At 64.0% G+C, this 22,483-nt stretch carries 29 protein-coding genes and 1 tRNA gene; 9 read left to right on the top strand and 21 right to left on the bottom strand.

What is annotated here, in order from left to right; genetic code table 11:
• Positions 1–211 precede the first annotated feature (211 nt).
• Both DTX69_RS11135 and DTX69_RS11140 read left to right on the top strand, forming a co-directional pair.
• On the top strand, positions 212–1,222 hold the full coding sequence (locus tag DTX69_RS11135) for a glycosyltransferase (protein ID WP_162917083.1): 1,011 nt from the start codon (positions 212–214) through the stop codon (positions 1,220–1,222).
• A 535-nt stretch (positions 1,223–1,757) separates the two neighbouring features.
• Positions 1,758–2,303, top strand: coding sequence for a PAS domain-containing protein (locus DTX69_RS11140; protein ID WP_119301609.1), 546 nt, complete (start codon positions 1,758–1,760; stop codon positions 2,301–2,303).
• 58 nt (positions 2,304–2,361) lie between these two features.
• On the opposite strand, the gene DTX69_RS11145 is transcribed toward DTX69_RS11140, so the two are convergent.
• Positions 2,362–2,454: transfer RNA gene (locus DTX69_RS11145), tRNA-Ser, on the bottom strand.
• A 197-nt stretch (positions 2,455–2,651) separates the two neighbouring features.
• Here DTX69_RS11145 and DTX69_RS11150 point away from each other — a divergent pair.
• Positions 2,652–2,927, top strand: a complete 276-nt coding sequence (locus DTX69_RS11150; RefSeq protein WP_119301610.1) for a hypothetical protein — start codon at positions 2,652–2,654, stop codon at positions 2,925–2,927.
• Between the two features lie 7 nt (positions 2,928–2,934).
• On the opposite strand, the gene lepA is transcribed toward DTX69_RS11150, so the two are convergent.
• The 3 genes from lepA to DTX69_RS11165 form a co-directional block, all read right to left on the bottom strand.
• Positions 2,935–4,737: a translation elongation factor 4 gene (gene lepA / locus DTX69_RS11155; protein WP_119301611.1), complete on the bottom strand. Its 1,803-nt coding sequence runs from the start codon at positions 4,735–4,737 to the stop codon at positions 2,935–2,937.
• A 101-nt stretch (positions 4,738–4,838) separates the two neighbouring features.
• Entirely contained in the window at positions 4,839–5,552 is a 714-nt protein-coding gene (locus DTX69_RS11160) for an LrgB family protein (protein WP_119301612.1), read from the bottom strand.
• On the bottom strand, positions 5,549–5,917 hold the full coding sequence (locus tag DTX69_RS11165; protein WP_119301777.1) for a CidA/LrgA family protein: 369 nt from the start codon (positions 5,915–5,917) through the stop codon (positions 5,549–5,551). The genes DTX69_RS11160 and DTX69_RS11165 overlap by 4 nt, the downstream gene beginning before the upstream one ends.
• Positions 5,918–6,022: 105 nt before the next feature.
• Here DTX69_RS11165 and DTX69_RS11170 point away from each other — a divergent pair, with 105 nt between their 5' ends.
• Together DTX69_RS11170 and DTX69_RS11175 are read left to right on the top strand one after the other, a co-directional pair.
• On the top strand, positions 6,023–6,556 hold the full coding sequence (locus DTX69_RS11170) for a DUF2380 domain-containing protein (protein ID WP_119301613.1): 534 nt from the start codon (positions 6,023–6,025) through the stop codon (positions 6,554–6,556).
• Complete coding sequence (locus DTX69_RS11175) at positions 6,553–7,074, top strand: DUF2380 domain-containing protein (protein WP_119301614.1); 522 nt, start codon at positions 6,553–6,555, stop codon at positions 7,072–7,074. Before DTX69_RS11170 ends, DTX69_RS11175 begins: the two co-directional genes overlap by 4 nt.
• 88 nt (positions 7,075–7,162) lie before the next feature.
• Here the strand turns inward: DTX69_RS11175 and pheT are convergent, their stop codons facing one another.
• From pheT to DTX69_RS11220, 10 genes are all read right to left on the bottom strand, one after another.
• Entirely contained in the window at positions 7,163–9,565 is a 2,403-nt protein-coding gene (gene pheT / locus DTX69_RS11180; protein WP_119301615.1) for a phenylalanine--tRNA ligase subunit beta, read from the bottom strand.
• Positions 9,562–10,647: a phenylalanine--tRNA ligase subunit alpha gene (gene pheS / locus DTX69_RS11185; RefSeq protein ID WP_119301616.1), complete on the bottom strand. Its 1,086-nt coding sequence runs from the start codon at positions 10,645–10,647 to the stop codon at positions 9,562–9,564. Before pheS ends, pheT begins: the two co-directional genes overlap by 4 nt.
• A gap of 93 nt (positions 10,648–10,740) precedes the next feature.
• Entirely contained in the window at positions 10,741–11,157 is a 417-nt protein-coding gene (locus tag DTX69_RS11190) for a hypothetical protein (RefSeq protein ID WP_119301617.1), read from the bottom strand.
• A gap of 6 nt (positions 11,158–11,163) precedes the next feature.
• The gene (gene rplT / locus DTX69_RS11195; RefSeq protein ID WP_119301618.1) at positions 11,164–11,526 is read right to left on the bottom strand and encodes a 50S ribosomal protein L20; all 363 of its coding nucleotides are present in this window, start codon (positions 11,524–11,526) and stop codon (positions 11,164–11,166) included.
• Positions 11,527–11,553: 27 nt separating this feature from the next.
• Positions 11,554–11,757: a 50S ribosomal protein L35 gene (gene rpmI / locus DTX69_RS11200; RefSeq protein ID WP_119301778.1), complete on the bottom strand. Its 204-nt coding sequence runs from the start codon at positions 11,755–11,757 to the stop codon at positions 11,554–11,556.
• Between the two features lie 175 nt (positions 11,758–11,932).
• Positions 11,933–12,295, bottom strand: coding sequence for a DUF3175 domain-containing protein (locus DTX69_RS11205; RefSeq protein WP_119301619.1), 363 nt, complete (start codon positions 12,293–12,295; stop codon positions 11,933–11,935).
• Positions 12,289–12,483, bottom strand: coding sequence for a hypothetical protein (locus tag DTX69_RS30100; protein ID WP_162917084.1), 195 nt, complete (start codon positions 12,481–12,483; stop codon positions 12,289–12,291). Before DTX69_RS30100 ends, DTX69_RS11205 begins: the two co-directional genes overlap by 7 nt.
• Positions 12,484–12,505: 22 nt before the next feature.
• Entirely contained in the window at positions 12,506–12,661 is a 156-nt protein-coding gene (locus DTX69_RS11210) for a hypothetical protein (protein WP_119301620.1), read from the bottom strand.
• Positions 12,662–12,771: 110 nt separating this feature from the next.
• Positions 12,772–13,212 carry a hypothetical protein gene (locus tag DTX69_RS11215; protein ID WP_284735701.1) on the bottom strand — a complete coding sequence of 147 codons (441 nt, stop codon included), beginning with the start codon at positions 13,210–13,212 and terminating at the stop codon, positions 12,772–12,774.
• A 239-nt stretch (positions 13,213–13,451) separates the two neighbouring features.
• Complete coding sequence (locus DTX69_RS11220; RefSeq protein ID WP_119301621.1) at positions 13,452–14,654, bottom strand: glycosyltransferase; 1,203 nt, start codon at positions 14,652–14,654, stop codon at positions 13,452–13,454.
• A gap of 34 nt (positions 14,655–14,688) precedes the next feature.
• Here DTX69_RS11220 and DTX69_RS11225 point away from each other — a divergent pair, with 34 nt between their 5' ends.
• Positions 14,689–15,528, top strand: coding sequence for an alpha/beta hydrolase (locus tag DTX69_RS11225; RefSeq protein ID WP_119301622.1), 840 nt, complete (start codon positions 14,689–14,691; stop codon positions 15,526–15,528).
• Here DTX69_RS11225 and DTX69_RS11230 read toward each other — a convergent pair.
• Entirely contained in the window at positions 15,525–16,388 is an 864-nt protein-coding gene (locus DTX69_RS11230) for an SDR family oxidoreductase (protein ID WP_119301623.1), read from the bottom strand. The two genes, DTX69_RS11225 and DTX69_RS11230, sit on opposite strands and share 4 nt — an antisense overlap.
• Positions 16,389–16,587: 199 nt before the next feature.
• Between DTX69_RS11230 and DTX69_RS11235 the strand changes: the two genes are divergently transcribed.
• Complete coding sequence (locus tag DTX69_RS11235) at positions 16,588–17,235, top strand: tetratricopeptide repeat protein (RefSeq protein ID WP_119301624.1); 648 nt, start codon at positions 16,588–16,590, stop codon at positions 17,233–17,235.
• A 69-nt stretch (positions 17,236–17,304) separates the two neighbouring features.
• Here DTX69_RS11235 and fzlA read toward each other — a convergent pair whose 3' ends face one another.
• A complete protein-coding gene (fzlA, locus tag DTX69_RS11240) occupies positions 17,305–17,973 on the bottom strand; it encodes an FtsZ-binding protein FzlA (protein WP_119301625.1) in 669 nt (222 codons plus the stop codon).
• Between the two features lie 70 nt (positions 17,974–18,043).
• Positions 18,044–18,520 (bottom strand): NUDIX hydrolase, encoded by a 477-nt coding sequence (locus DTX69_RS11245; protein ID WP_162917085.1) that lies wholly within the window; start codon positions 18,518–18,520, stop codon positions 18,044–18,046.
• 192 nt (positions 18,521–18,712) lie between these two features.
• On the opposite strand from DTX69_RS11245, the gene DTX69_RS11250 reads away from it, so the two are divergent.
• On the top strand, positions 18,713–19,519 hold the full coding sequence (locus DTX69_RS11250) for a M48 family metallopeptidase (RefSeq protein ID WP_162917086.1): 807 nt from the start codon (positions 18,713–18,715) through the stop codon (positions 19,517–19,519).
• Positions 19,520–19,579: 60 nt separating this feature from the next.
• Here the strand turns inward: DTX69_RS11250 and DTX69_RS11255 are convergent, their stop codons facing one another.
• Positions 19,580–20,062 carry a GNAT family N-acetyltransferase gene (locus tag DTX69_RS11255; RefSeq protein WP_119301628.1) on the bottom strand — a complete coding sequence of 161 codons (483 nt, stop codon included), beginning with the start codon at positions 20,060–20,062 and terminating at the stop codon, positions 19,580–19,582.
• On the bottom strand, positions 20,059–20,628 hold the full coding sequence (locus tag DTX69_RS11260; RefSeq protein WP_284735702.1) for a histidine phosphatase family protein: 570 nt from the start codon (positions 20,626–20,628) through the stop codon (positions 20,059–20,061). Before DTX69_RS11260 ends, DTX69_RS11255 begins: the two co-directional genes overlap by 4 nt.
• Positions 20,629–20,757: 129 nt before the next feature.
• On the opposite strand from DTX69_RS11260, the gene DTX69_RS11265 reads away from it, so the two are divergent.
• Positions 20,758–21,363, top strand: coding sequence for a hypothetical protein (locus DTX69_RS11265; RefSeq protein ID WP_119301630.1), 606 nt, complete (start codon positions 20,758–20,760; stop codon positions 21,361–21,363).
• Between the two features lie 81 nt (positions 21,364–21,444).
• On the opposite strand, the gene DTX69_RS11270 is transcribed toward DTX69_RS11265, so the two are convergent.
• Positions 21,445–21,858 (bottom strand): ATP synthase subunit B family protein, encoded by a 414-nt coding sequence (locus tag DTX69_RS11270; RefSeq protein WP_162917088.1) that lies wholly within the window; start codon positions 21,856–21,858, stop codon positions 21,445–21,447.
• A 73-nt stretch (positions 21,859–21,931) separates the two neighbouring features.
• Positions 21,932–22,483, bottom strand: coding sequence for an RBBP9/YdeN family alpha/beta hydrolase (locus tag DTX69_RS11275; protein ID WP_119301632.1), 552 nt, complete (start codon positions 22,481–22,483; stop codon positions 21,932–21,934).

Raw genomic sequence — 22,483 nt, forward strand, 5'->3', positions numbered from 1 at the left:
TGTAGGAATCGGTGCAGCGAGGTGCGTGCGAATATCAAGATGAATGGCGGATGAACAATGATAGGCAAAAGTGCTCATGGCGCTGCGTTGAGCGCGCGCACTGCGTGGAACAAACATCAGGATTGCTCGTTGTGAAGCGTCGTTCGATGCTCAACTAACGGCGCATCGCGGGTCCATTCCGCCCGAGAAAATGTTTTGTCAGGCGCTGGCGATGATAGAAGAGGTATCTCGGCAAACGCCTTCTGTGCTCGCGATCGATGTCGTGATCTGCACGTACAATCGTGCCGCCGGCCTCGATGCCGTGCTCGCGAATCTTGAACAGCAAGACTGCGGCGGCCAGATCGTGTGGCGCGTGCTGGTGATCGACAATGCGAGCACCGACGCAACCCCCGATGTCGTCGCGTCCCACATAAAAAAGGACCACTTGCCCGGCCTGCGTTGTGTGTTCGAGCGGGAGCAAGGTCTGACCGCCGCGCGCCTGCGCGGCGTGCAAGAGACGACCGCACCTTGGATTGCGTTCGTGGATGACGACAACTTCGTGGCGCCGAACTGGCTCGCGGCAGTCGGCCGCGCGATCGAGGCGCGTTCCGATGCGGGCGGCATAGGCGGCAAGGTCGCGCTGGACTGGGAAGTGCCGCCGCCTCCCTATCTGAAAGAGTTCGGATTCTGTTTCGCGGAACAGGATCACGGCGATCGCGACTGCGTGGTCGACAGTCTGGCCGGTGCCGGCATGGTCTTGCGCCGTGCGGCGCTCACGGACTCCGGCTGGCTCGCCCGGCCATTGATTGCCGATCGGGTGGGCAGGCGCCTGGTGTCGGGCGGCGATGTCGAGATGGCCCAGCGCGTCCGCGCCGCCGGTTACAGCCTGTGGTTCACGCCGGATGCTGTGCTCAAACATCGCATCCCGGCAAGCCGCATGAGCCGTCGCTATCTTTTCCGCGTGATCCGCGGACTGGGCACAAGTTCAGCGCTGATCGGCGCGCTCACCTGGTCGGCCGACTGGCAATCCTGGCGACGGATGGCACACGAGCGCCGCCGCCACTGGTACCGCTTCGCCTTTGACCGCCTGAGAGGCGCGGCCAGCCGTCGCAGGGGGTGGACTGCGGCGATCGCCTGGACCTTCTTTGCGCTGGGTTTCGCGCAGGGTGTGCGCCGGTGCGAAGCGCTTGGCGATTCCCAGAAGGCCGCTTTGCTTGGCGCCGCCTGTTTGCCCGTGACCTAGCACTCGCGTTGGCTGGAGGAACCTCGGTTGGAGTCGCGTTGCGAAGCTTGGCCTCATACCAACGGATTGCCCGAGCAATACGTTTCCATGTTGATCGATGCCAATGCTCGGAACGGATAGGCTCCTGGTCATACTACAATGATTGCTAGACACAGCCACGATATCTGGCTGGGGCGCGGTTGCTCCTCGGGGTAGGGAAGCGGCAGCATAAGAAAGGGCGGATGGATGATGCTCCTTGAGTCTCAGCATAGGCCAGTCAGCCATCGCGTAAGCACCAAAGGTAGGCCCGGCTATTACCGTTTCTACCTCCTAGACGTTGAGGGGAAGGTATATTCGGCTGCCAGCACGTACTGCGATGACGATGTAGCGGCATTGGATAGAGCACCCTTCGAATTGCAGAGATCAGCACTCTATCCTCTGATCGAGATTTGGCATGGCCCCCGGTTCGTCGGCCGTATAGGCAGTCGTCTCATCAGCTAGCGGACTTGCAGTCAGACACGGCGCCTTGCACCTTCAGCAATCATTGCGCACACATATGAGAACAAGCTTCACTGCACAGCCAGTTGTGCTTGAAATAGAGCCATCAGGTTCGAGATCGGCGATTGGAGCGTGCCACAAATCCCTGATTGCTTTCCATGCTTGCTGGGATGCCAAGCGCGGGAACCGAAGGATGCCATCTCGCGCCGACTTCCATTCGGAAGATCTGAAGCCGTTTCAGGCACTGCTTTGCCTTATCGACGTGGTGCCCGACGAGCGCCGCTACATTTATCGTCTAGTCGGTCCGCGGGATATCGAGATGCGTGGATATGACCCTACGGGCAAATCGGTGAAGGAAGGCTATTACGGTGAATCGGCAGAGGGTACTACGCGCTATCTCGGTCGCGTCGTGCTGGCACGGAATCCTATTCTATATCGCGGAGTATACCATCCATCTGCAAACCGTGTGGAACAGGATGAGGTTCTTTTCTTGCCGCTTTCGGAGAACGGCGTCGATGTCGACCAGATCATGTTTCTGAGCCACACTGACTGGCTTGAAGATTACGACCCGATCACGACGGCTCGCACCTTGTTGAGATGGTGATCGAGCGTAGGCCGATCGTGCCGATTGCTGGTTTTATGGCATTCCAACCTGGTGCATTTGGCGGAGGGAGTGGGATTCGAACCCACGATACGGTTTTTGGCCGTATACGCACTTTCCAGGCGCGCGCCTTCAACCACTCGGCCATCCCTCCCGGTCCCGCGGCTCGGCCCCGGAACGGCGCGGAACCTAACCAAGGGAGGCCGGCAAGGCAACACCTGAAGTTGCGCCGGATGGGTGTGCCCTCCGCCGTCCGCGGGACGGCCCGAACCGATTGATTTTGCTTAAATCGTATGCACTAGCCGTGACGAGGTGGCTGTCGAATCGGGCGAGCTGGGTTATAGTAATTCTATGTCACCGCTGCGCATCGCCGGATTTATCCTCATCGCCATGGCTGTCTTGTTTGCGGCTGCCAGCCTCTGGTATGCGGTGATAGATGGCAACAGCCACCTATCTCTCTACGACGTCTGGTACAAATTCCTTCCGGCGAGCCTCAATTGGGTGCAGCGCTCCGTCTGGAGCGGCCTGTGGAATGGGATCTATACCATTCTGATCATGCCGGCCTGGGCGGTCGTTGGCGTCGTCGGCTTGATCTGCATCGGTCTCGGCCGCAAGCGCGTCGAATAGTTCGAACCTAGTTGTCGTGCATCTTGAGGGCGGCGATGAAGGCCGATTGCGGGATCTCGACGTTGCCGTACTGCCGCATCCGCTTCTTGCCTTCCTTCTGCTTCTCCAGCAGCTTCCGCTTGCGCGTGATGTCGCCGCCATAGCATTTGGCGGTCACGTCCTTGCGTAAGGCGCTGATCGTCTCGCGCGCGATCACCTTGCTGCCGATCGCCGCCTGCACCGCGATCTTGAACAGCTGGCGCGGGATCAAGTCCTTCAGCTTCACGCACAAGGCGCGGCCGCGCGTCTCCGCCTGGCTGCGATGGACGATACAGGACAAGGCATCGACCGGATCGCCATTCACCAGGATATTCAGCTTCACCAGATCGCCTTCCTGGTAATCCTCCAGGTGATAATCGAAGCTGGCATAGCCTCTGGAGACCGACTTCAAACGGTCGTAGAAATCGAACACCACCTCGTTGAGCGGCAGCTTGTAGACCACCATGGCGCGGTTGCCGGCATAGGTCAGGTCGGTCTGGATGCCGCGCCGCTCCTCGCACAGTTTCAGGATCGCGCCCAGAAATTCGTCGGGCACCAGGATGGTCGCCTTGATCCACGGTTCCTCGATGCGGTCGATCTTCACGACATCCGGCATGTCGGCCGGATTGTGCATCTCCAGCATCGTGCCGTCGTTCAGGTGGATCTTGTAGACGACGCTGGGCGCGGTTGTGATGAGGTCGAGGTTGAATTCGCGCTCCAGCCGCTCCTGCACGATCTCGAGATGCAGCAGGCCCAGGAATCCGCAGCGGAAGCCGAAGCCGAGCGCCGCGCTCGTCTCCATCTCGTAGTGGAAGCTCGCATCGTTGAGATGCAGCTTGCCAAGGGAGTCGCGCAGGCTCTCGAAGTCCGCCGCATCGACCGGGAACAGGCCGCAGAACACCACCGGCACGCTGGGCTTGAAGCCGGGCAGCGGCGTCGCCGTCGGGCGGCGCTCTTCGGTGATGGTGTCGCCGATCTTGCAATCCGCCACCGCCTTCATGCCGGCCGTGATGAACCCGACCTCGCCGGGGCCTAGGTCCGGCACGATCTCCTGCTTGGGCGTAAAGACGCCGACCCGCTCCACCTCATAGGTGGCACCGGTCGACATCATCTTGATCTCCTGCTTGGCCTTGAGCTTCCCGTCGACCACCCGCACCAGGATGATGACGCCGAGATAGGGATCATACCAGCTGTCGATCAGCATGGCCTTGAGCGGCGCAGTGTCATCGCCCCTGGGCGCAGGCAGCCGCTCCACGACAGCTTCCAGCACCTCGCCGATATTGAGGCCGGTCTTGGCCGAGATTTCGACGGCATGTGATGCATCGATGCCGATCACATCCTCGATCTGCTGCTTCACGCGGTCAGGCTCGGCGGCGGGCAAATCGATCTTGTTGAGGACCGGCACGATCTCATGGTTGTTGTCGATCGCCTGATAGACGTTGGCGAGGGTCTGTGCCTCGACGCCCTGGCTGGCGTCCACCACCAGAAGGGAACCTTCGCATGCCGCGAGGCAGCGGCTGACCTCGTACGCGAAGTCCACGTGGCCCGGCGTGTCCATCAGGTTCAGCTGATAGGTCTCGCCGTTCTTCGCCTTGTAGGCGAGGCGCACCGTCTGCGCCTTAATGGTGATGCCGCGCTCGCGCTCGATGTCCATCGAATCGAGCACCTGCTCCTTCATCTCGCGGTCGGTCAGTCCCCCGCAGGCCTGGATGAGCCGGTCGGCCAAAGTCGATTTGCCGTGGTCGATGTGGGCGATGATCGAGAAATTGCGGATGTGGGCTAGGTCGGTCATTTGGCCGGCTGTGGAAAACGTAAACGCGCCGCACCATAGGGGCTGAGGCGGGCAAGATCAACTGAGGGTTTTCCTCGCCATTTCAGGAATTTAGCGCGCCCTCACCAGTGCCAGAGCACCGGCACCAGGATCGCGGTGGCGAGGGCGTTCAGCGCCATGCCGATGCCGGCGAAGGTGCCGGCGAGATCGTTGACCTGGAACGCCCGGGCCGTGCCCAAACCATGGGCAGCGACGCCGACGGCGAACCCGCGTGCGCGCCAATCCTTGAGCCCCAGCGCGTTGAGCAGGGGTGTTGCGATGATGGCGCCGATGATCCCGGTCAGGATCACAAGCACCGCCGTCAAAGAAGGAATGCCGCCCAGCTTCTCGGCGATGCCCATGGCAACCGGGGTTGTGACCGACTTGGGGGCGATCGAAACGAGGGACTCGGCTGACGCGCCCAATGCCCAGGCGATCCCCACGGCCGAGGCCACTGCAGTGACCGTGCCAGCCAGCAGCGCCGCGAGCATGGGAACCAAGCTGCGCTTCACGGCGGGCCAGTTCTCATAGAGCGGGATGGCAAGCGCGACCGTCGCCGGCCCGAGCAGGAAATGCACGAACTGGGCGCCTTCGAAATACGTTTGATACGGCGTGCCAGTCACGGCCAGCAGTGCGACCAGCAGCACGACCGCGATCGCCACCGGATTGACGTAGGGCCGCCCGCCGGCCGCTCGTTGCGCCTTGACCCCGATCCAGTAGGCGACCAGCGTCGCGGTCAACCAGCCGAGCGGGTTGGCCTGCAGATAGACCCAGAGCTGGCCCAGCTGCGCGTTCACGGCTGCTGCTCCTGCGGTGCCGTCCCGCCCATCAGCCGGTCCACGCCGACAAACACCAGCGAGGCCACTGCGATGGTGAGCGCGGTCGAGCCGATGAGCGCTGCGATGAGTGCCAGCGCCTCAGCCTCCAACCGTGTCGCGTGCAGGATGATGCCGGTGCCCGCCGGCACGAACAGCAAGGAGAAGTTCGCCAACAAGTCATGGCTTGTACGCCCCAGGTTGTCGGGCACGCTGCGGCGGATCGCGAGCAAGGCGCACATGAGGACGGCGCCCAGCACCGGCCCGGGGACCGGAACGGCGAGCGCTCGCACGATGCTCTCGCCTGCCAGCTGGCAGAGCAGCAGGAGAATGCCGGCTTCGATCATGGCGGATCGCTCCTTTCGGGCAAATCTTGTGCCTTCGGCCAAATTGACGCAGTTGCCGCCCAGGCAGTCGAATTGGCCGAGGCCCACAAATCACACGGCTGGCACATGATGCAATCCCGCTCGATCCCGCGTGCGCTCCGCTGCCTCGCGATCACCTGCGCGCTTACGGCATTTTCCGGCGCGGCGCAGGCGGTCGAACCCGTGCCGGTTGCCGTGCTCGAGTTCGACTACATCGGTCCCTCGGGCGGCGTGACGGAGCAGGGGCGCGCGAACGTCGAACGTTTGCGCAAGCTGGTGCAGCAGGTGCGCGAAGGACTGGCCGAAAGCGGCCGCTATCGCGTGGTGGCACTGAGCTGCGATCCCGCGTGCTCCGCCGGTCGGACCGATGCGGCGGAGATCCTGGCAAAGGCGCGCGCCGTCGGCGCGCGGCTCGTGGTCTTCGGCGGCATCCAGCGCATGAATGCAGCCCTCCAGTACGGCAATGCCGAGGCCGTGGATCTCGAAGCGGACCGGCTGGTTTTCGACCGCAACATCGTCTTCAGCAACGACAGCGAGGAGGCCTGGGAGTACGCGGCGAAGGCCCTGGTTGCCGAGCTCACGGAAGCAAACCTGACCAGGTCGGACGTGAGCGTGCAATGAAGCGTGTCCGCGGGGCGCTTCGCTGGCTGAGCACGCTTGCTATTTCGTGCGGCTGCATCGGATTGGCGCTGCGAGCCGCCGTCGCCGAGCCGGTCGCGCTCGCGGTCGCTGATTTCGATTACTCGGACACCTCCGGAGAGGTGCGGGACCAGTCCGCCGAGCACACCGCGCGCCTCGAAGACTTCACCAGCCTCATCCGCGACATGCTGTCGGCCAGTGGGAATTACAAGGTTGTCGATCTGGTCTGTTCCAAGCCGTCCTGTTCCGCCAGCGCGATGGACGCGGAATCGCTCACCGAAGCAGCGCGCCAGTCAGGCGCTCGCCTGCTGGTCTATGGTGGCATCCACAAGATGAGCACATTGGTCCAATTCGGCAAAGCCCAGGTCGTCGACCTCAAGACGGACACGGTGGTCTTCGACCGCACCATTTCCTTCCGCGGTGACAACGCGGAGGCGTGGACGCGCGCGGGTCAGTTCCTCGCGGAAGATCTTCTGTCGAAGGATCTAGCGCTCCAATAGACAGCGGATCCTAGATCCATCCATACCCGTACTTTGCTGCCCTGAACGGGAGTGAGGCCAGCATCTACCCCGTCGAGACCAGCGGCGGCTACTTCCTCAGCTCCCCGCCCGTCGCCTTGTTCACTGCCGCCACGATCTTTGCGCTGAGCGCTTCGATCTCCTGATCGGTGAGGGTGCGTTCGCGCGGCTGGATTGTCACCGAGAAGGCGATCGACTTCTTGCCCTCGGGCAGCGTGCCGCCCTGGAACAGGTCGAACACCTTGGCGTCGGCGATCAGCGCCTTGTCCGCGCTCTTCGCGGCGCGGGTCAGCTTGTCGGCCGACACCGCGGCATCGACCAGGAAGGCGAAGTCGCGTTCCAGCGGCTGGAACGGCGAGGCGTTGAGCAGCGTCCGCGCCGCGCCCTTCGAGCGCGGCATCGGCAGGCGATCGAGGAACACTTCGAAGCCGACGACCGGACCTCTGAGGTCGCACGCCTTCAGCACGCCCGGATGCAGCTCGCCGAACTGTGCCAGGATCGTGGGACCAAGGCGCAGCACCGCCGAGCGGCCGGGATGATAGTAGCCCGGCGCTTCGGACAGGACCTGCAGATTGTCCACTGGCGCGCCGAAGGTTTGCAGCAGTGCCAGCGCATCCGCCTTGGCATCGAACGCGTCGACGCTGCGCGGCTTGCCTTCCCAGTGGCGCGGGCGATAGAGGCCGACGCGCACGCCGGTGGCGCACAGGATTTGCCCTTTCTCGGTCTCATCGAGATAGGAGGGGCCGACCTCGAACAAGGCGACGTCCGGGTAGCCGCGCGCCGCATTGCGTGCCGCCGCCATCAGCAGGTTGCCGAGGATCGACGGCCGCATGGCATCGAGATCGGCGCTGATCGGATTGGCGAGCATCACCAGCGGCGCATTCGCGCCTTTCGGCTGGAACAGCTTGGCGATCGCGCTTGGCATGAAGCTGTAGGTGACGGCTTCGAGCAGCCCACGGCCCGCGAGCAGGCGCTTGGCTATCGGCACGCGGCGCTGCTGCGGCGTGATGGCGGGATGCGGCAAGGCGGAGAGCTTCGGCATCGAGACCGCGGGGATGTTGTCGTAGTCGTTGATGCGGATGACTTCCTCGACCAGATCCGCCTCGCCCTCGACGTCCGCGCGCCAGGAAGGCGGCGTCACTTTCCAGCGCGTCGCGCTCTCTTCTTCCACGCCGAAGCCGAGCTTGGAAAGGATGACCCTCTGCCGCTCCGCCGGAACCTCGACGCCGCCGAGGGTTGCGACCCGCTCCACACGGAACGTGATGGTGCGATGCCAGTTCGGCCGCTCGCCGGCGCGCGTGACGTGGCTGGCCTCGCCGCCGCAAAGCTCCAGGATCAGCCTGGTGCCGACCTCGATGCCCCAATCGGCGGATTCGGGGTCGACGCCGCGCTCGAAGCGATAGCGCGCATCGGAATTGATGCCGAGTTTGCGGCCCGTGCGCGCCGTGTTGACCGGATCGAACAAAGCGGCTTCCAGGAACACGTTGCGCGTCTCGGCGGTGACACCGCTATGCTCCCCGCCCATGATGCCGCCGATCGCTTCCACGCATTCATCGTCGGCGATCACCACCATGCCCGGCTGCAGCTCATACTCGAATCCGTCGAGCGCCAGCACCTTTTCGCCCGCCTGCGCCATGCGCATGGTGGGATTGCCCTTGACCTTGTCCGCATCGAACACATGCAGCGGGCGGTTGAGGTCGTAGGTCACGTAGTTGGTGATGTCGACAAGCGCGGAGATGGGCCTGAGGCCGATCGCGATCAGGCGCTCCTGCAGCCATTGCGGGCTGGGACCGTTTTTGACGTTGCGGAAATAGCGTCCGACCGCGAGCGGGCAGGCATCGCCCACATCCTTGCGCTGCCATTTCAGCGGCGGCTCGAACGTCCCTTTGATCGGCTTCTGCTCGAACGGCTTCAAGGTGCCGAGGTCCGCAGCGGCGAGATCGCGCGCGATGCCGTGCACGCCGAGGCAATCGGCGCGGTCCGGCGTCAGCTTGATCTCGAATACCGGATCGTCATAGCCCATGTAGGCTGCGAAGCTATGTCCCACCGGCGCGTCGGCGGCTAGGTCGATGATGCCCTCGTGATCCTGGCCCAACCCCATCTCGCGCATCGAGCACAGCATGCCGTTGGACTCGACGCCGCGGATCACACCCTTCTTGAGGTCGAGGTTGGTGCCAGGAATGAAGCTGCCGACCGGCGCGAACACGCCCTTCATGCCGGTGCGCGCGTTGGGCGCGCCGCACACCACCTGCACGATCTCCTTGCCGGTATGGACCTTGCAGACCCGTAGCTTGTCGGCGTTCGGATGCTGCACCGCCTCAACCACATAGCCGATGGTGAAGGGCGCCAGGTCCCTGGCGCGATCCTCGATCCCTTCGACCTCGAGCCCGATCATGGTGAGGGTGCGCGCGATGGTTTCGACATCGGCATCGGTGTCGAGATGCTCCTTGAGCCACTTCAAGGTGAACTTCATCGCGTCAGCCCTCCGGTCATAGAGGGCACGTCCAGTGGCACGAAGCCGTAATGCTTCAGCCAGCGGAGGTCGGCGTCGAAGAACGTACGCAGATCGGGAATGCCGTATTTCAGCATGGCGATGCGCTCGATCCCCATGCCAAAGGCGAAGCCCTGATACTTGGCGGGATCGATGCCGCAATTGCTGAGCACCTTCGGATGCACCATGCCGCAGCCCAGGATCTCCAGCCAATCCTTGCCTTGCCCCAGCTTCAATTCGCCACCCGAGCGGTCGCAGCCGATATCGACCTCCGCCGATGGTTCGGTGAAGGGGAAGAACGAATTGCGGAACCGGACCGGCAGATCCTCGATGCCGAAGAACGCGCGCACGAAATCAATCAGGCAGCCTTTGAGGTGACCCATGTGCGTCGTCTCATCCACCACCAGACCCTCGACCTGGTGGAACATCGGCGTGTGGGTCATGTCGGAATCCGAGCGATAGGTACGGCCCGGGCAGATCACGCGGATCGGCGGCTTCTGGCTAAGCATGGTGCGGATCTGCACGGGCGAGGTATGGGTGCGCAGCACCAGCGCCTCTTCCGGCTTCTGGCCCGGCTTGGGCGGCAGGTAGAACGTGTCCTGCATCTGCCGCGCCGGGTGATCCGGCGGGATGTTAAGCGCCGTGAAGTTCTTGAAATCGTCCTCGATATCGGGACCCTCCGCGACCACGAAGCCCATCTCGCCGAAAATCGCGACGATCTCGTCGATGGTCTGGCTGATCGGGTGCAGGCGGCCTTCCTGTTCCGGGCGCGCCGGCAGGGTCAGATCCAGCGTCTCGCTCTTCAGGCGCTGGTTCAGCGCCTGCTCTTCCAGGGCGGCCTTGCGCGAATCGATCGCCTCGGTCAGCGCGTCCTTGAGCTGGTTCAGCGACTGGCCGGCCTGCTTGCGCTCCTCCGGCGACAGGCTGCCCAGGGTCTTCATCAGGCCCGTAACTTCGCCCTTTTTGCCCAGCGCCTCGACCCGGAGACTCTCCAGCTGATCCAGGGCTCCCGCGCTGGCAATCGCCGCCAGCCACTTGTCCTTGAGCCCACTCAGATGTTGCATCGATCCCATCCTTAACTTTCGCGCCATCCAGATACGAGAAGGGGAGGCCCGGAGCAAGTCCGGCCTCCCCTCCAAACGTTCCTGGCCGGCTTGCTATTGCAGTTGCAGCTTAAACTGGTTCAACAGCATGAGGTTCAGGGCGCCCGACAGCCAGTCCTGCCGCCGGCCGTTCAGGCGCAGCTCCTCGAATGCGACCTTCTTGGTCTGCCGGTTGTGGATATAGACCAGATCCACCCTGCTGCGCTGGCCCGCCTGTCCCAGTCGGTTGATGGTGGCGGTCACGGCAACGATGTCGTCGTTGTCGTAGACCTTCGAGCGCTCGGCCGCCCATTCGATCGAGGCACGCGCCCCGGCGAGATCCATCACGAGTTCCTCGTTGGTCTTGCCGGGAATGGTTTGGGCGCGCTTCACGGCAGCGATGTCGGCTTTGTAGCTGTCGCACCCCACCAGTGCCAGGATGCCGGCCAGCGGGAGGATCAGGACAAGTCGCCGAACACAACCGCCAGCCATCGGCTCCTAAGCCTTTTTGAGTGCCTCTTGCGCCTGCTTCGCAATGGCCGCAAAAGCCGCCGGCTCGCGGATCGCCAGATCCGACAGAACCTTGCGGTCCAGCTCGATCCCGGCGCGCTTCACGCCATTGATGAACTGAGAATAGGTCAAACCGTGCTCGCGCGCACCGGCGTTGATGCGCTGGATCCAGAGGCCGCGGAAGTCGCGCTTCCGGTTGCGCCGGTCGCGATAGGCGTATTGCAGGCCCTTTTCGACCTTCTCGAGGGCGATACGGTAATTGTTGTTGGCCCGGCCGACATAGCCCTTGGCCATGTCGAGGACCTTCTTGTGGCGCGCATGCGTTGTAACGCCGCGTTTGGTACGTGCCATGGTGTCTCTCCGTCGTCGCGCTAAGGGTTAGAGGCCGTTCGGGAGGAAGAAGCGGACCACGTTCTTCGCGTCGCTGTCGAACATCACTTCGTTGCGACGGCTTTGCCGCTTCATCTGCTTCGGCCGCTTGACGAGGCCATGGCGCTTGTTGGCAGGCTTGAACTTCACCTTGCCGGAGGCGGTGAGCTTGAAGCGCTTCTTGGCGCTGCTCTTGGTCTTCATCTTGGGCATTTTCATTGTCCTTCAATAAGTTAACTGCGGCGATGGCGCATGGGCATGCCCGTACAAGGCCCAGAGGCGGCTGTCGCTGGACGCGCGGTTATACAGAGGGGTTTTCTCCTTTGCAAGGCAGGGGATGTGGGTACTAACGCGCCGTGTGCAGGTATTAACGCGCCGTGCGCAGGCGCTATTCGCGGCCGAAAACCTTGCGCAATTCACCCTTCGCCCGCTCCAGGACGCGGAGCTGGCGCTGGGGCAGGTTCTTGCCTGCCCGGTTCATGTAGAAGGTGAGCATCGACACAGCGGAGCGGTACGGCGCGCTCTTGCGCCGCTTGCTCCGCTCGGCCGACCGCTTCAGGGACAAGGCGATCTTGTGCGGGTCGCTCGACTTGAAGACCGATTGCTCCAGATCCAGGGCGTCGCTTCGGCGCGTCACCTCGGCCGACCAGCGGCGATTCTTCCCACCGGCGGTCTTACGCCCAGCGGATCTGCGCCCACTGGATTTACGGCCCGTGGTTTTGCGGCCCGTGGTTTTGCGGCGCGCTACCATGATTCGTTCCGCCGCTGCTTGGGCTGCAGGGGGACGGGCGCGCGCTGGTGCTTGAAGACCTGCATCGCCTTTTCGCTATCCACGCTGGCCGCGCGGGCGCGATAGAGGCCAGCCTCCCAGCCGCCGAAATTCCGTGCAACGGTCCTGGGGTGAAGACAGTAGGCTTGAGAGCTCACTTTGCGGATCATCGTCGGCTCCTCTCCCGTAGGCTCAGTGGGCGCGTCTCTTGAAGAACTGCACCGCGCGCTCATGCTTCTCCGCGGCAGCGCGGGATCCAAACGTTCCCAAGTTGCGGCGCCGCCCGGTCTTGGGGTCGACCTTGCGCGAATAGAGACGGTACTGGCCAGATTTCAGCTTGCGAATCATGGCATTCCATTCCGAGTTCGGACGCCGGCCCAGGATTTAAAAACGAGAAAGATCGGCCTCGGTTCCCAGGCGCAGGGGATGCGTGGCACATCCGCGCGGCGCCGCTTTGCTCAGCCTCGCTTTCGCGCCCGCGCCGCTCGCGCCTTGCGGATGTTGCGCGTGCGGGCTTGCCGCTGTGCGGTGGTCGGCTTGGCGCGCTCTGGTACGTTCGGCCGGTCCTGGGCCTTGAACCGGTCAGCCCGGATGCGCTTGGGCGGCGAGCCGAGCCGCTTCAACACCCTGCGCGCGTCGACTGTATCGCCGACCAATGTGCCACCCTCGACATGCGCATGGTCCTTACCGATCAGCCATTTCTGGGTGCTCCATGAGCCGCTGGCACGCTTCCCGGCGACCCGCTCGATGCCGCCTTCCTTGCCGACGTCCTGGGTGCGGAAAGTCTTGAACTCGGATTTCGGTCGCACTTCGATGTGGAAGAACGCGCCGCCGCCCGCGCCTGGCTTGGTGCGGGCCCGCCCTTCCGGCTGCGAGCGCGCGCGAGCGCGAGAGGACATCGACCGCCAAGTCCGCTGTGCCTTGCGAACGTTTCCGCGGGCGACTGCTTTCTGGCGTGCGGTAGCCATCATGATCTCCTCTGTTTGTCAGAGCTGTCGGCCGTCAGCCGCAGTACTTGAAGGGCTGAATTGCGCACTCATGCCATGCCGCCTGAGCGCGTCTTCCACCTGCATCTTGCGGCCGTTCGACCGGGTCTTTCTGGTAACAGAAGAGGTAGGAGCCTGTTCCGAGGCCGTTCCTAGAACGGTGAGCCCGGCTTGCCGGAGATATCCCAATACATGCCGAGCACCCTGTGGCGCATCCAGTCGCGGTCGGACCGGCGCTGCAGGTTCTGGATCACCTGCGGGGTGCGCGCTTGCCGTTCCTCGGACGGCAAGGCGAGCGCGTCGCGGATCGCCCACGCGAGGGCCTGCGCATCATTCGGAGGCACCAGCCACGCCATGGAGCTGCCTTCGACCAGCTCGCGCGCGCACGGATAGTCGCTGACGACGAGGGGCCGACCCAGCGCCTGGGCCTCGATCACCACACGATTGTAGGTGGAGGGCGTCAAATATGGCGCCACCACCAGGTCCGCCAGCATCAAGACGGCCGGCATATCGCGGCATTCGTCCGCCAGCAGGACGCGGTCTTCCAATTCCATCATCTTGACCAGCTTTTCGAGCTGGTCGCGGTACGCGCCGCCATCCTGAGACGGACCGACCATCAGGCAGCGCAGATCGATGTCCTTGAGCTCGGTCAACGCTTCCAGCAGCAGCGCGTGGCCCTTCTGCGGCACATAGCGCGCCGGCAGCATGACGATGTGCTTGTCGTCGGGAAGGCGCCAAGCCTGCGCCATCTGGATCATGCGTTGCGGGGTCACGCGCTGCGGATCGAAGCGCGTGAGGTCGATACCGTAAGGCACCACGCTGACCCGCTCGCGCAGCTCCGGCAAGGCATCGGCCAGGAGATTGGCGGTGAGATAGGAGAGCGTCAGCACGTGGTCGGAATTGATGAGGGCAGTGCGCGTCTTTTTCGACAGCGTCGCGACCTCGCCCGGTCCATCGCAGAAGGTGGTGATCATCTTCGCGCCGGCCTTGCGTGCGGCCGCCTCGCCGACAGCCGCCAGTGTGGCGTTCTGCGCATGCACCAAGTCAACCTTCTGCTCACGGATCACATACGCCAGGCGGCGCGTGACAGTGTAGCCGGAGATTGGGTTTCGGCTGGTCAGCGCCTCTGTAATCGGTGTGATCTTGTGGCGCGTCAGCTCGTAGGTCGAAGAGGCCTCGCCGTCATAGGCGATCAGAGCGCGACCGCCGGATTCCACCAATCCGCTGGACAAGTCGATCGCTAATCGCGCTCCGCCGCCGCCGTCCAATCGGCTGACCAGATGCAAGACGGTCGGCGCGTTCGGGTTCGGCTTGTTTCGGCCGCGGGATTGCAGGACGGAGGTGTCGCTCGACATTCAGCAACCGGAAAGGCACTTTTCGCTTGCGATCATGGAAGCGGCACCATACGTGCCGGAGAACAGGGCGGCAACAGAATTGGCGAGCGATACTCCTGAAAGCATAGGCGCCGGCGGCGGCGCGGCACAATTCCTCCACCTATCGGACCGGCGGCTCGCCTATCGCAAACGGCTCGCAACCGATCGCACACGGGATTGCGCAGGAATCCTGTTTCTGCCCGGCTTCCGGTCCGACATGGCCGGGACCAAAGCAACTTCCCTCGATGCGTTCTGCGCCAAGCGCGGCCTTAGCTACGTTCGCTTCGACTATTCCGGCCATGGACAGTCGAGCGGCCGGTTCGAGGATGGGACAATCGGGCAGTGGACGGAGGATGCGATCGCCATCATTGACAAGGTCGGGGAGGGTTCGCTGATCCTGGTCGGCTCCAGCATGGGTGGCTGGATCATGCTGCTCGCCGCCTTGGCGCGCCCCGACCGTGTCGCCGGGCTTGTCGGCGTGGCGCCCGCGCCCGACTTCACCGAAACGTTGATCTGGGACCGCCTGACCGACGATGAGCGCGATCGGCTGATGCGTGCCGGGCGCCTGAAGGCGCCATCGGACTATTCGGACGAACCGACCACCATCACCCGCACGCTGATCGAAGAGGGGCGGCGGCACCTGCTGCTCTCCGCGCCGATTGGAATCCACCGTCCGGTGCGCTTGCTGCACGGCACGGCAGATCCTGACGTGCCCTATCGCCTGTCGCTGGAGCTGGCAGAGCGGATCGCGAGCGATGACGTTCGCGTGACGCTGATCAAGGATGGCGACCACCGCTTGTCGCGCGCGGAGGACCTTGCGCTGCTGGGTGCGACCATCGAGGAACTGGTGCGTTAGCCGCCGGCCCCGAGAATCGCGGGCAGGCCGACACGATAGCTTGGATAGTGCAAGGCGACGCCCAGCTCACGCTTGATGCGGCTGTTGCTGACGCGCTTGTTGTCGTCATAGAAGCTGCGCGCCATCGGCGACAGCTCCGCCTGCTCGATGGGAATCTCCGGCGGCGACGGCCGATTGAGCAGGGCGGCGGCGAAGGCGATCACGTCGGATGGCGGTGCCGGATCGTCATCGCACACGTTGTAGGCGGCGCCTGGATGCGGCCGCGCCATCGACGCTTCCAGCACCTGCGCGATATCGGCGACATGGATGCGGCTGAAGATCTGGCCGGGCTTGACGATGCGTTTGGCGCGGCCTTCGCGCACGGTGTCGAGCGCGGAAGAACCTGGGCCATAGATGCCGGCCAGGCGGAACAGATGCGCAGGCTGGCTGAGCGCCAGCCAGCCGCGTTCGGCCGCGACGCGCCGGCGCCCGCGTTCGCCCGTCGGCGCAAGCTCGCTCATCTCATCGACCCAGCCGCCATCGCGGTTGCCATAGACGCCGGTGGTGGAGAGATAGCCGATCCACGCCAGACGCGGCGCCGCGGCATCGATCTCGGTGCGGTGCATGTCCAGAACCGGATCGCCCTTCTCATCCGGCGGCACGGAGCTCAAGAGGTGCGTGGCGCGCGAGAGCAACTCGGGCAAACTGCCGATCCGATGATCGCGGTCGAACAGATGCGCCTCGATGCCGAGGCGGCTCAGCTCAATCTGATGGTCTCGGCTACGGCAGGTCCCGGTCACCTGCCAGCCCTTTGCGATCAATTGGCGCGCCAGATAGGTGGCGCTGTAGCCCAATCCGAAGCAGAACAGATGTGGCTTCATCGATGTGCGTTTTGGCGGACTTGCAATTTGCCGGCACCCGAATGATGGTTCGCCCCAGCACTAAAGCATAATCGAGCCTTGGCAAGCGATGTCTCCTTTGGTCTTACGCGCGCTTTTCTGGTGTATCGCGACAATAGCCGCGCTGAGTACTGCCGCGCCCGCCGGGGCGCTCGATAACCAGGGGCAGTATCAGGCCTGCATGTCCTTGCTGGAACGCGATCCCGGCGGGGCGCTGGACAGCGCGGTGGAATGGGAGCGGCAAGGCGGCGGCGATGCGGCGCGCCACTGCAAGGCGCTGGCGCTGATCCGCACCGGCGAGGTCGAGGATGGCGCGCTGGAGCTGGAGCGCGTGGCCCAGGCCATGCCGCAGGACAAGGCGCCGCTCGCCGCCGAATTATTCGCCCAGGCCGGCCAGGCCTGGATCAAGGCCGGCAATCCGCAGCGCGCGCTGTACACGCAGGACCAGGGCCTGAAGCTCGATCCGAACAACGTCGAGCTGTTGATCGACCGGGCGCTTACCTACGGCACGTCCGGCATGTATTTTGAGGCGCTGGACGACCTCAACGCCGCGGTCGATCTCTCGCCGAACAACCCCGACGTCTATGCCATGCGCGCCGCCGCATACCGACAGCTCGAGAATCCCGACCTTGCGGAGGACAATATCGAGCAGGCTCTGAAGCTCTCGCCCAGCCATCCCGCCGCGCTGCTGGAGCGCGGTTATCTGCGCCGCGCCAAGGGCGACGTCGCCGGCGCCCGCACCGACTGGCTGACCGTGATCCAGGTACAGCCCGGCACCGACCTCGCCAGTGAAGCGCAGAAGAACATCCAGAAGCTGGATATCAGATGACAGGGATCAGGAATCAGGTATCAGAATGCGCTTCGTCTGATTCCTGATTCCTGATCCCTGATCCCTGAATCAGAAATCCAAATTCGCGTAATGCGCCGGTGGCGTGGTGCCGGGCCAGTGGTCCGCGAGCAGCGGGCGGAAGCTGGGGCGGGATTTCAGGCGCGCATACCATTCCTTGGCGACCGGATGGTCTTCCCATGGCACGTCGCCCAGATAGTCCAGGCAGGAGAGATGCGCCGCGGCGGTCAGGTCGGCGGCGGAGATCTCTTCGCCGGCCAGCCAGTTGCGCCGGTCGATCAGCCAGCTGATATAGTGCAGATGGACGTGGATGTTGGCTTTGCCGGCGCGCAAGGCGGCTGAATCAGGCCCGCCGCGGCCGTAGAGCCGCTTGACGATCTTTTCATCCAGCAGATGCTGGGTCACTTCGCGCTGGAACTTGCCGTCGAACCAGGTGATCAGCCGCCGCACTTCCGCACGCTCCACCTTGGCGCGGCCGAGCAGAGCGGGCTCTTGATAGGCCTCTTCCAGATATTCGGTGATGGCGTAATCGCCACTCAGGGTCAGGCCGCTATCCTCGGTCAGCACCGGCGTCTCGCATGCGGGATTGAGGCGCAGGAATGCCTCCCGCCGCTCCCAAGGCCGCTCGACGACCAGGTCGCAATCGAGGTGCTTTTCCTTGAGCAGCAGGCGCAGCTTGCGGGATTGAGGTTGCAGCGGAAAGTGATAGAGGGTGCGCATGGCCCGTTAGAATCGATGTCCGCCGCAATCTAACAGCGCGCGCCCGGGCAATCCAGATGGACGGCAGGCGCTAGTCGTGGATCAACCGGAACTCCGGCGGATCCCGGTCCGCGAAGTCGCGCTTGATGTGCGGCAAGGCCTCGCGTTGGCCGGGATAGGCGAGCGTCTCGATCGCTTCGGCGAATCCGAGCCAACGATAAGCGAGATGCTCATGATCCAGCGTCACCTTCGGCTCCTGCGCGAAGGGCGCGCAGAAGATCGGCATCATCTCGATCGAATTGGCACCGGAATTGAAATAGCTATCGACGCAGCCAGTGGTATAGAGCGCTTCCGGCCTGATGCCGGTCTCTTCCTCGATCTCGCGGCGGACCGCCGCCACTGCGCTCTCGCCCTTCTCGAGCCGGCCCATGACCAGGCTCCACAGCCCGCGCGAGGTGTTCTTGTTGCGCTGGAGCACGAGGACGCGCGCGGCGTCGCCCCGGCCCGCCAAAATGACGGCTGCGACACCGCGGCTGCGGATCGGAATCTGCATTGAACTGGACTTCACGGGCGGACCCTGCGTCGTGCTGAGGGCCGCGTTATGGCCCTTTGGCGCGCACGAGGCAAGCCGCGCAGCCGATTCGCCCTTGCCAAAGTCGCCGCACTACCGTTAGTATATGTAACAAAATACCAGCAATCACAGGTTGCGACCATCCAGCAGGCCACGGGGTCAACCAGTGGGGGACAAGGAGGGTCGGGGATGAGGGCATCGCGCATCGCATGCCTGGCAGCGGCATTGTGCCTGGCAGTGCAGGGGTGTGGCGGCACGACATTTGCGCTGCCGCCAGTCAGCCCGCAGGAAGCTCTGTTGGCTGCGCGGGAAATAGGCGCGGATCCGGACCTGCCGCAATTCCCGCGTACGCGCACCTACTACCGCTCAGCGATCAAACGCATCGAAAAGCAGCTCACCGAACGCGTCGCATCGATCTGCGTGCGCGCCGAGACCAGGAACTGCCATTTCACCTTCCACTACGTCGACGATGATGAGGTGAATGCGTTCACCGATGAAGCGGGGCACATCTATCTGCATCGCGGCTTGCTCGACTATCTGGAAACGGATGAAGAGATCGCCGCCGTGATGGCCCACGAAATGAGCCACCAGATCGCCGGCCACGTCGACGAGAGCACGCGCAGTATCCTGCTCGGCGCACTGCTCGGTGGGCTCTTGATGGGCGGGGCTGCCGCAGCCGGCGGGGCGGACCGGGACAGCGTCGACGGCATGACCGCGCTCGGCCTGGAATATGGCGGGCGGATCGGCATGCTGACCTTCTCCAAGGAACAGGAGCGCGAAGCCGATCTGCTGGCGGCATACGTGCTGGCGCGCGCCGGCTTCGACCTGCAGCGCGCCGGCCGCACGTTCGAAGTTCTGGCCAAGCTCGACGACAAGACAATCGCCAGCTGGAAGGACACCCATCCCGCCGGCGCCGAACGCATCGTCGCCTGGCGCAAGGCGGTCGCGGAGGTCGAGGAAAGCCCCGACAAACTGCCGACGATGACCAAGCGTTGAATTCGCTCCGCAGCGTGCGCTGTGATTCCCCTGCCCCGGCACCGGGAGGAAGATGAAGGCTCAGACTTTTTGATCGGACAGCGGCTTGGTGAGGCGCAGGGAATCGTCCCGGTATCCTTGCCGCGCATAGAAGGCGCGGGCGCGCTGGTTGTTCGCGAACACATCCAGGCAGATGAGGCGAAAGCCTTGCTGGCGCGCCCAGTCTTCGGCGGCATCCATCAAGCGGCGCGCAATTCCTTGCCCCAGCGCCGTCTCCACGACGGCGAGAAGCGAGACATACCCGCAGGGCTCGAGCGTCACCGAATCGGTCGACGCCTCGACATGAACGAAGCCGATCCGGTCGCCCGAGTCGGTCTCGGCGATAAAGGTGGCGCATTCGGTCTCCGGCCGCGCCAAAGTGTTGGCCATGAAGCGACGCTGGAAGCGCAGCACGTCTTCGCCTGAATGCCACGGGAGCTCGGCGACCGAAGCCAGCCGTGTCGCTTGGGCGAAGATGAAGTCGCGATCGTCCGGTCTCGATCGGCGGATGTTCAGGTCGGTCATGATTCGCCTTCCAGGGCCGACAGCATCTCGATCCGCCAAGACGTCTCGCCGATCGGCGACAGATGCGCAGGCCGGCAGTGAGCTAACGGCGTGAAGGGCGACCGGCACAGATGCTGCAGGGCCCAGAACACCCCGCCATGGGCGACGATCAGGACATGGCTGGCGGTGCCGAGGGCCCGGTTGGCCGCTTGCGCCACGCGCTTGCGCACCTCAGGAAACGGCTCGATTCCGGCGACCGGCTGATCGTCACGCCAGGCGGCAATCCAGGAATAGTCGGCGACACCTTCATAGGGGCCGAGATCCATTTCCTCGAGGCCCGGCACTTCCACGACTGGCACGCCCAACGCCAGCCCGATGATCTCAGCGGTGTGGCGCGCGCGCTTCAAGGGACTGGCGCAGATCGCGTTGATGCCGAGATGCTTCAGGTGCGGCGCCGCCGCGTGCGCCTCCGCTTCGCCCTGCATGCTGAGCGGGACATCGCACCGGCCCTGGCACTTGCCGCTGCGGTTCCAGTCGGTCTGGCCGTGGCGCAGGAACCAGAAGGGCTGCCGTGTCAGCATTGTCATTCTCTCGTGTCGCCAGGAGCGCGCCGCGCTTCCTAGCATTCTATCGTCGCTCCGCGCCAGCGCACGTCAGTTACGACCGACCTGCGCGATCGCTAGGATGCGAGCCTGGAATGCAATTGAGGCAGAGTCATGCGCAAGCCCCGCTCCATGGAGGCGCTCGAGGATTTCAGCCGCGTGCGCCTGTCGCCGAACTTCTTCATGCGAGACTTCCTCTATTCGGAGATCGCCGGCTTTCACGGCCTTCCGAACCTGCCGGACGATCCCGACCTCGCTGTCGCCGCTGGAAGGCAACTGTGCGAAACACTGCTGGAGCCGCTACAGGCGGCGTTCGGCCGATTGGGCATCCGCTCCGGTTTCCGCTCGCGCCGCGTCACGGAGTTCGGCCACCGCCGGGGCGAATGCGGCAGCGTGCGGGTGAATACGGCCTACCACGTGTGGGACCTGCGGGATGCCGACGGCTGCATGGGCGCCGGCGCCACCGTGGTGGTGCCGTGGTTCGCCGATCGCTACGCCGCCGGAGCGGATTGGCGCAGCCTGGCGTGGTGGATCCACGACCACTTGCCGTACGCGCACCTGCAATTCTTCCCCAAGCTCGCCGCCTTCAACATCCAGTGGCACGAGAAGCCGGCGCGCCGCATCGACTCCTTCATCAAGCCGCGCGGCTGCCTGACCAAGCCCGGCATGGCGAACCACGCAGGCAGTCATGTCGATTGGTACACGGGATTTCCCACCTGATTGTCTTGTTGAGACAGGCCTTTTTACGGGTTCATTTGCCAAGCATCCGTGCCCCAGGATATGGCGAGTGACTCACGCATCTTACGCGCTAACGTTACGCCGAGATTGCGCAGAGTCCCTTCTATCGGCATTGCCTTCCAGGGCAGTTCCAAACTCCACCATGGCTTTGGAAACAGCGCCGTCCTCGACCATCGAAAGCTCGCCGGTATACAGCTCCCAAAACCGTCGCTGATCTGCGCTGGTATCGCCCGAACCGGTCGCGATCCGCGACGTCACCTGTGCGGCTTCCGTGTAGAGCTTCAGTTGCATTTCCAGGAACGGACGTGTGGCCTCGATCCGTCGGCTCTCCGCGTAGCGGATGGATTCGGCCGTCGCTGCGGCGCGCTCGTCATCAGCGTTGTTCTTCCAGACCCACACGCCCCACATGAAGGTGACGCAGGCTCCGAGGACCGGCAATATCTTCAGAGTTGTCTCGAGAGGCGACGATTCGGACACAGCAAGCCTCCTTGCTACTGCCCAACAATCATAGTGCGAGCCGACTGGATTTGCACGCAGAGATTGCGGAGACTTAGGCGCGGTCGTGTCCCTCCGGTGGCAGTCGCGCCAGAATTCGCTCGCCTTCCGGCCACTCGCCGTAGCCGGCGCTGGTGTTGATATGCCCGGCCTCGCCGATATCGACCAGTTCTGCGTCCCAGGCCTTTGCCATCGCAACTGCGCGATGGAAAGCGACATAGGGATCGTCGCGGCTCGCCACGACGATGGCGGGGAAGGGCAGCCGCTTCATCGGCAGTGGCCGGAACACGTGCGCTTCGGGCGGTGTGTGAGCGTCCGATTCAACGTCGGCGGGTGCTACGAGCAGAGCCGCGTGCACGGGCCTCGCGCGTTCGGCGGCCCAGCACGCCACCAGCGCGCACGAGAGGCTATGCGCCACCAGGATGGGCAGCTGCTCCGCACTCGCCACCGCTTCATCCAGCCGCGCGATCCAGCCGGCGCGGTCCGGCCGATCCCAATCCGCTTGTTCGACCCGGCTTGCGTTGGGCCAGCGCGCCTGCCAGCGGCTCTGCCAGTGATCAGGTCCGGAGCCGCCGAGGCCCGGCACGATCAGGATCGGCGCGGCCAT

Source organism: Dongia deserti, from assembly GCF_003574735.1.
Classification (GTDB): domain Bacteria; phylum Pseudomonadota; class Alphaproteobacteria; order Dongiales; family Dongiaceae; genus Dongia_A; species Dongia_A deserti.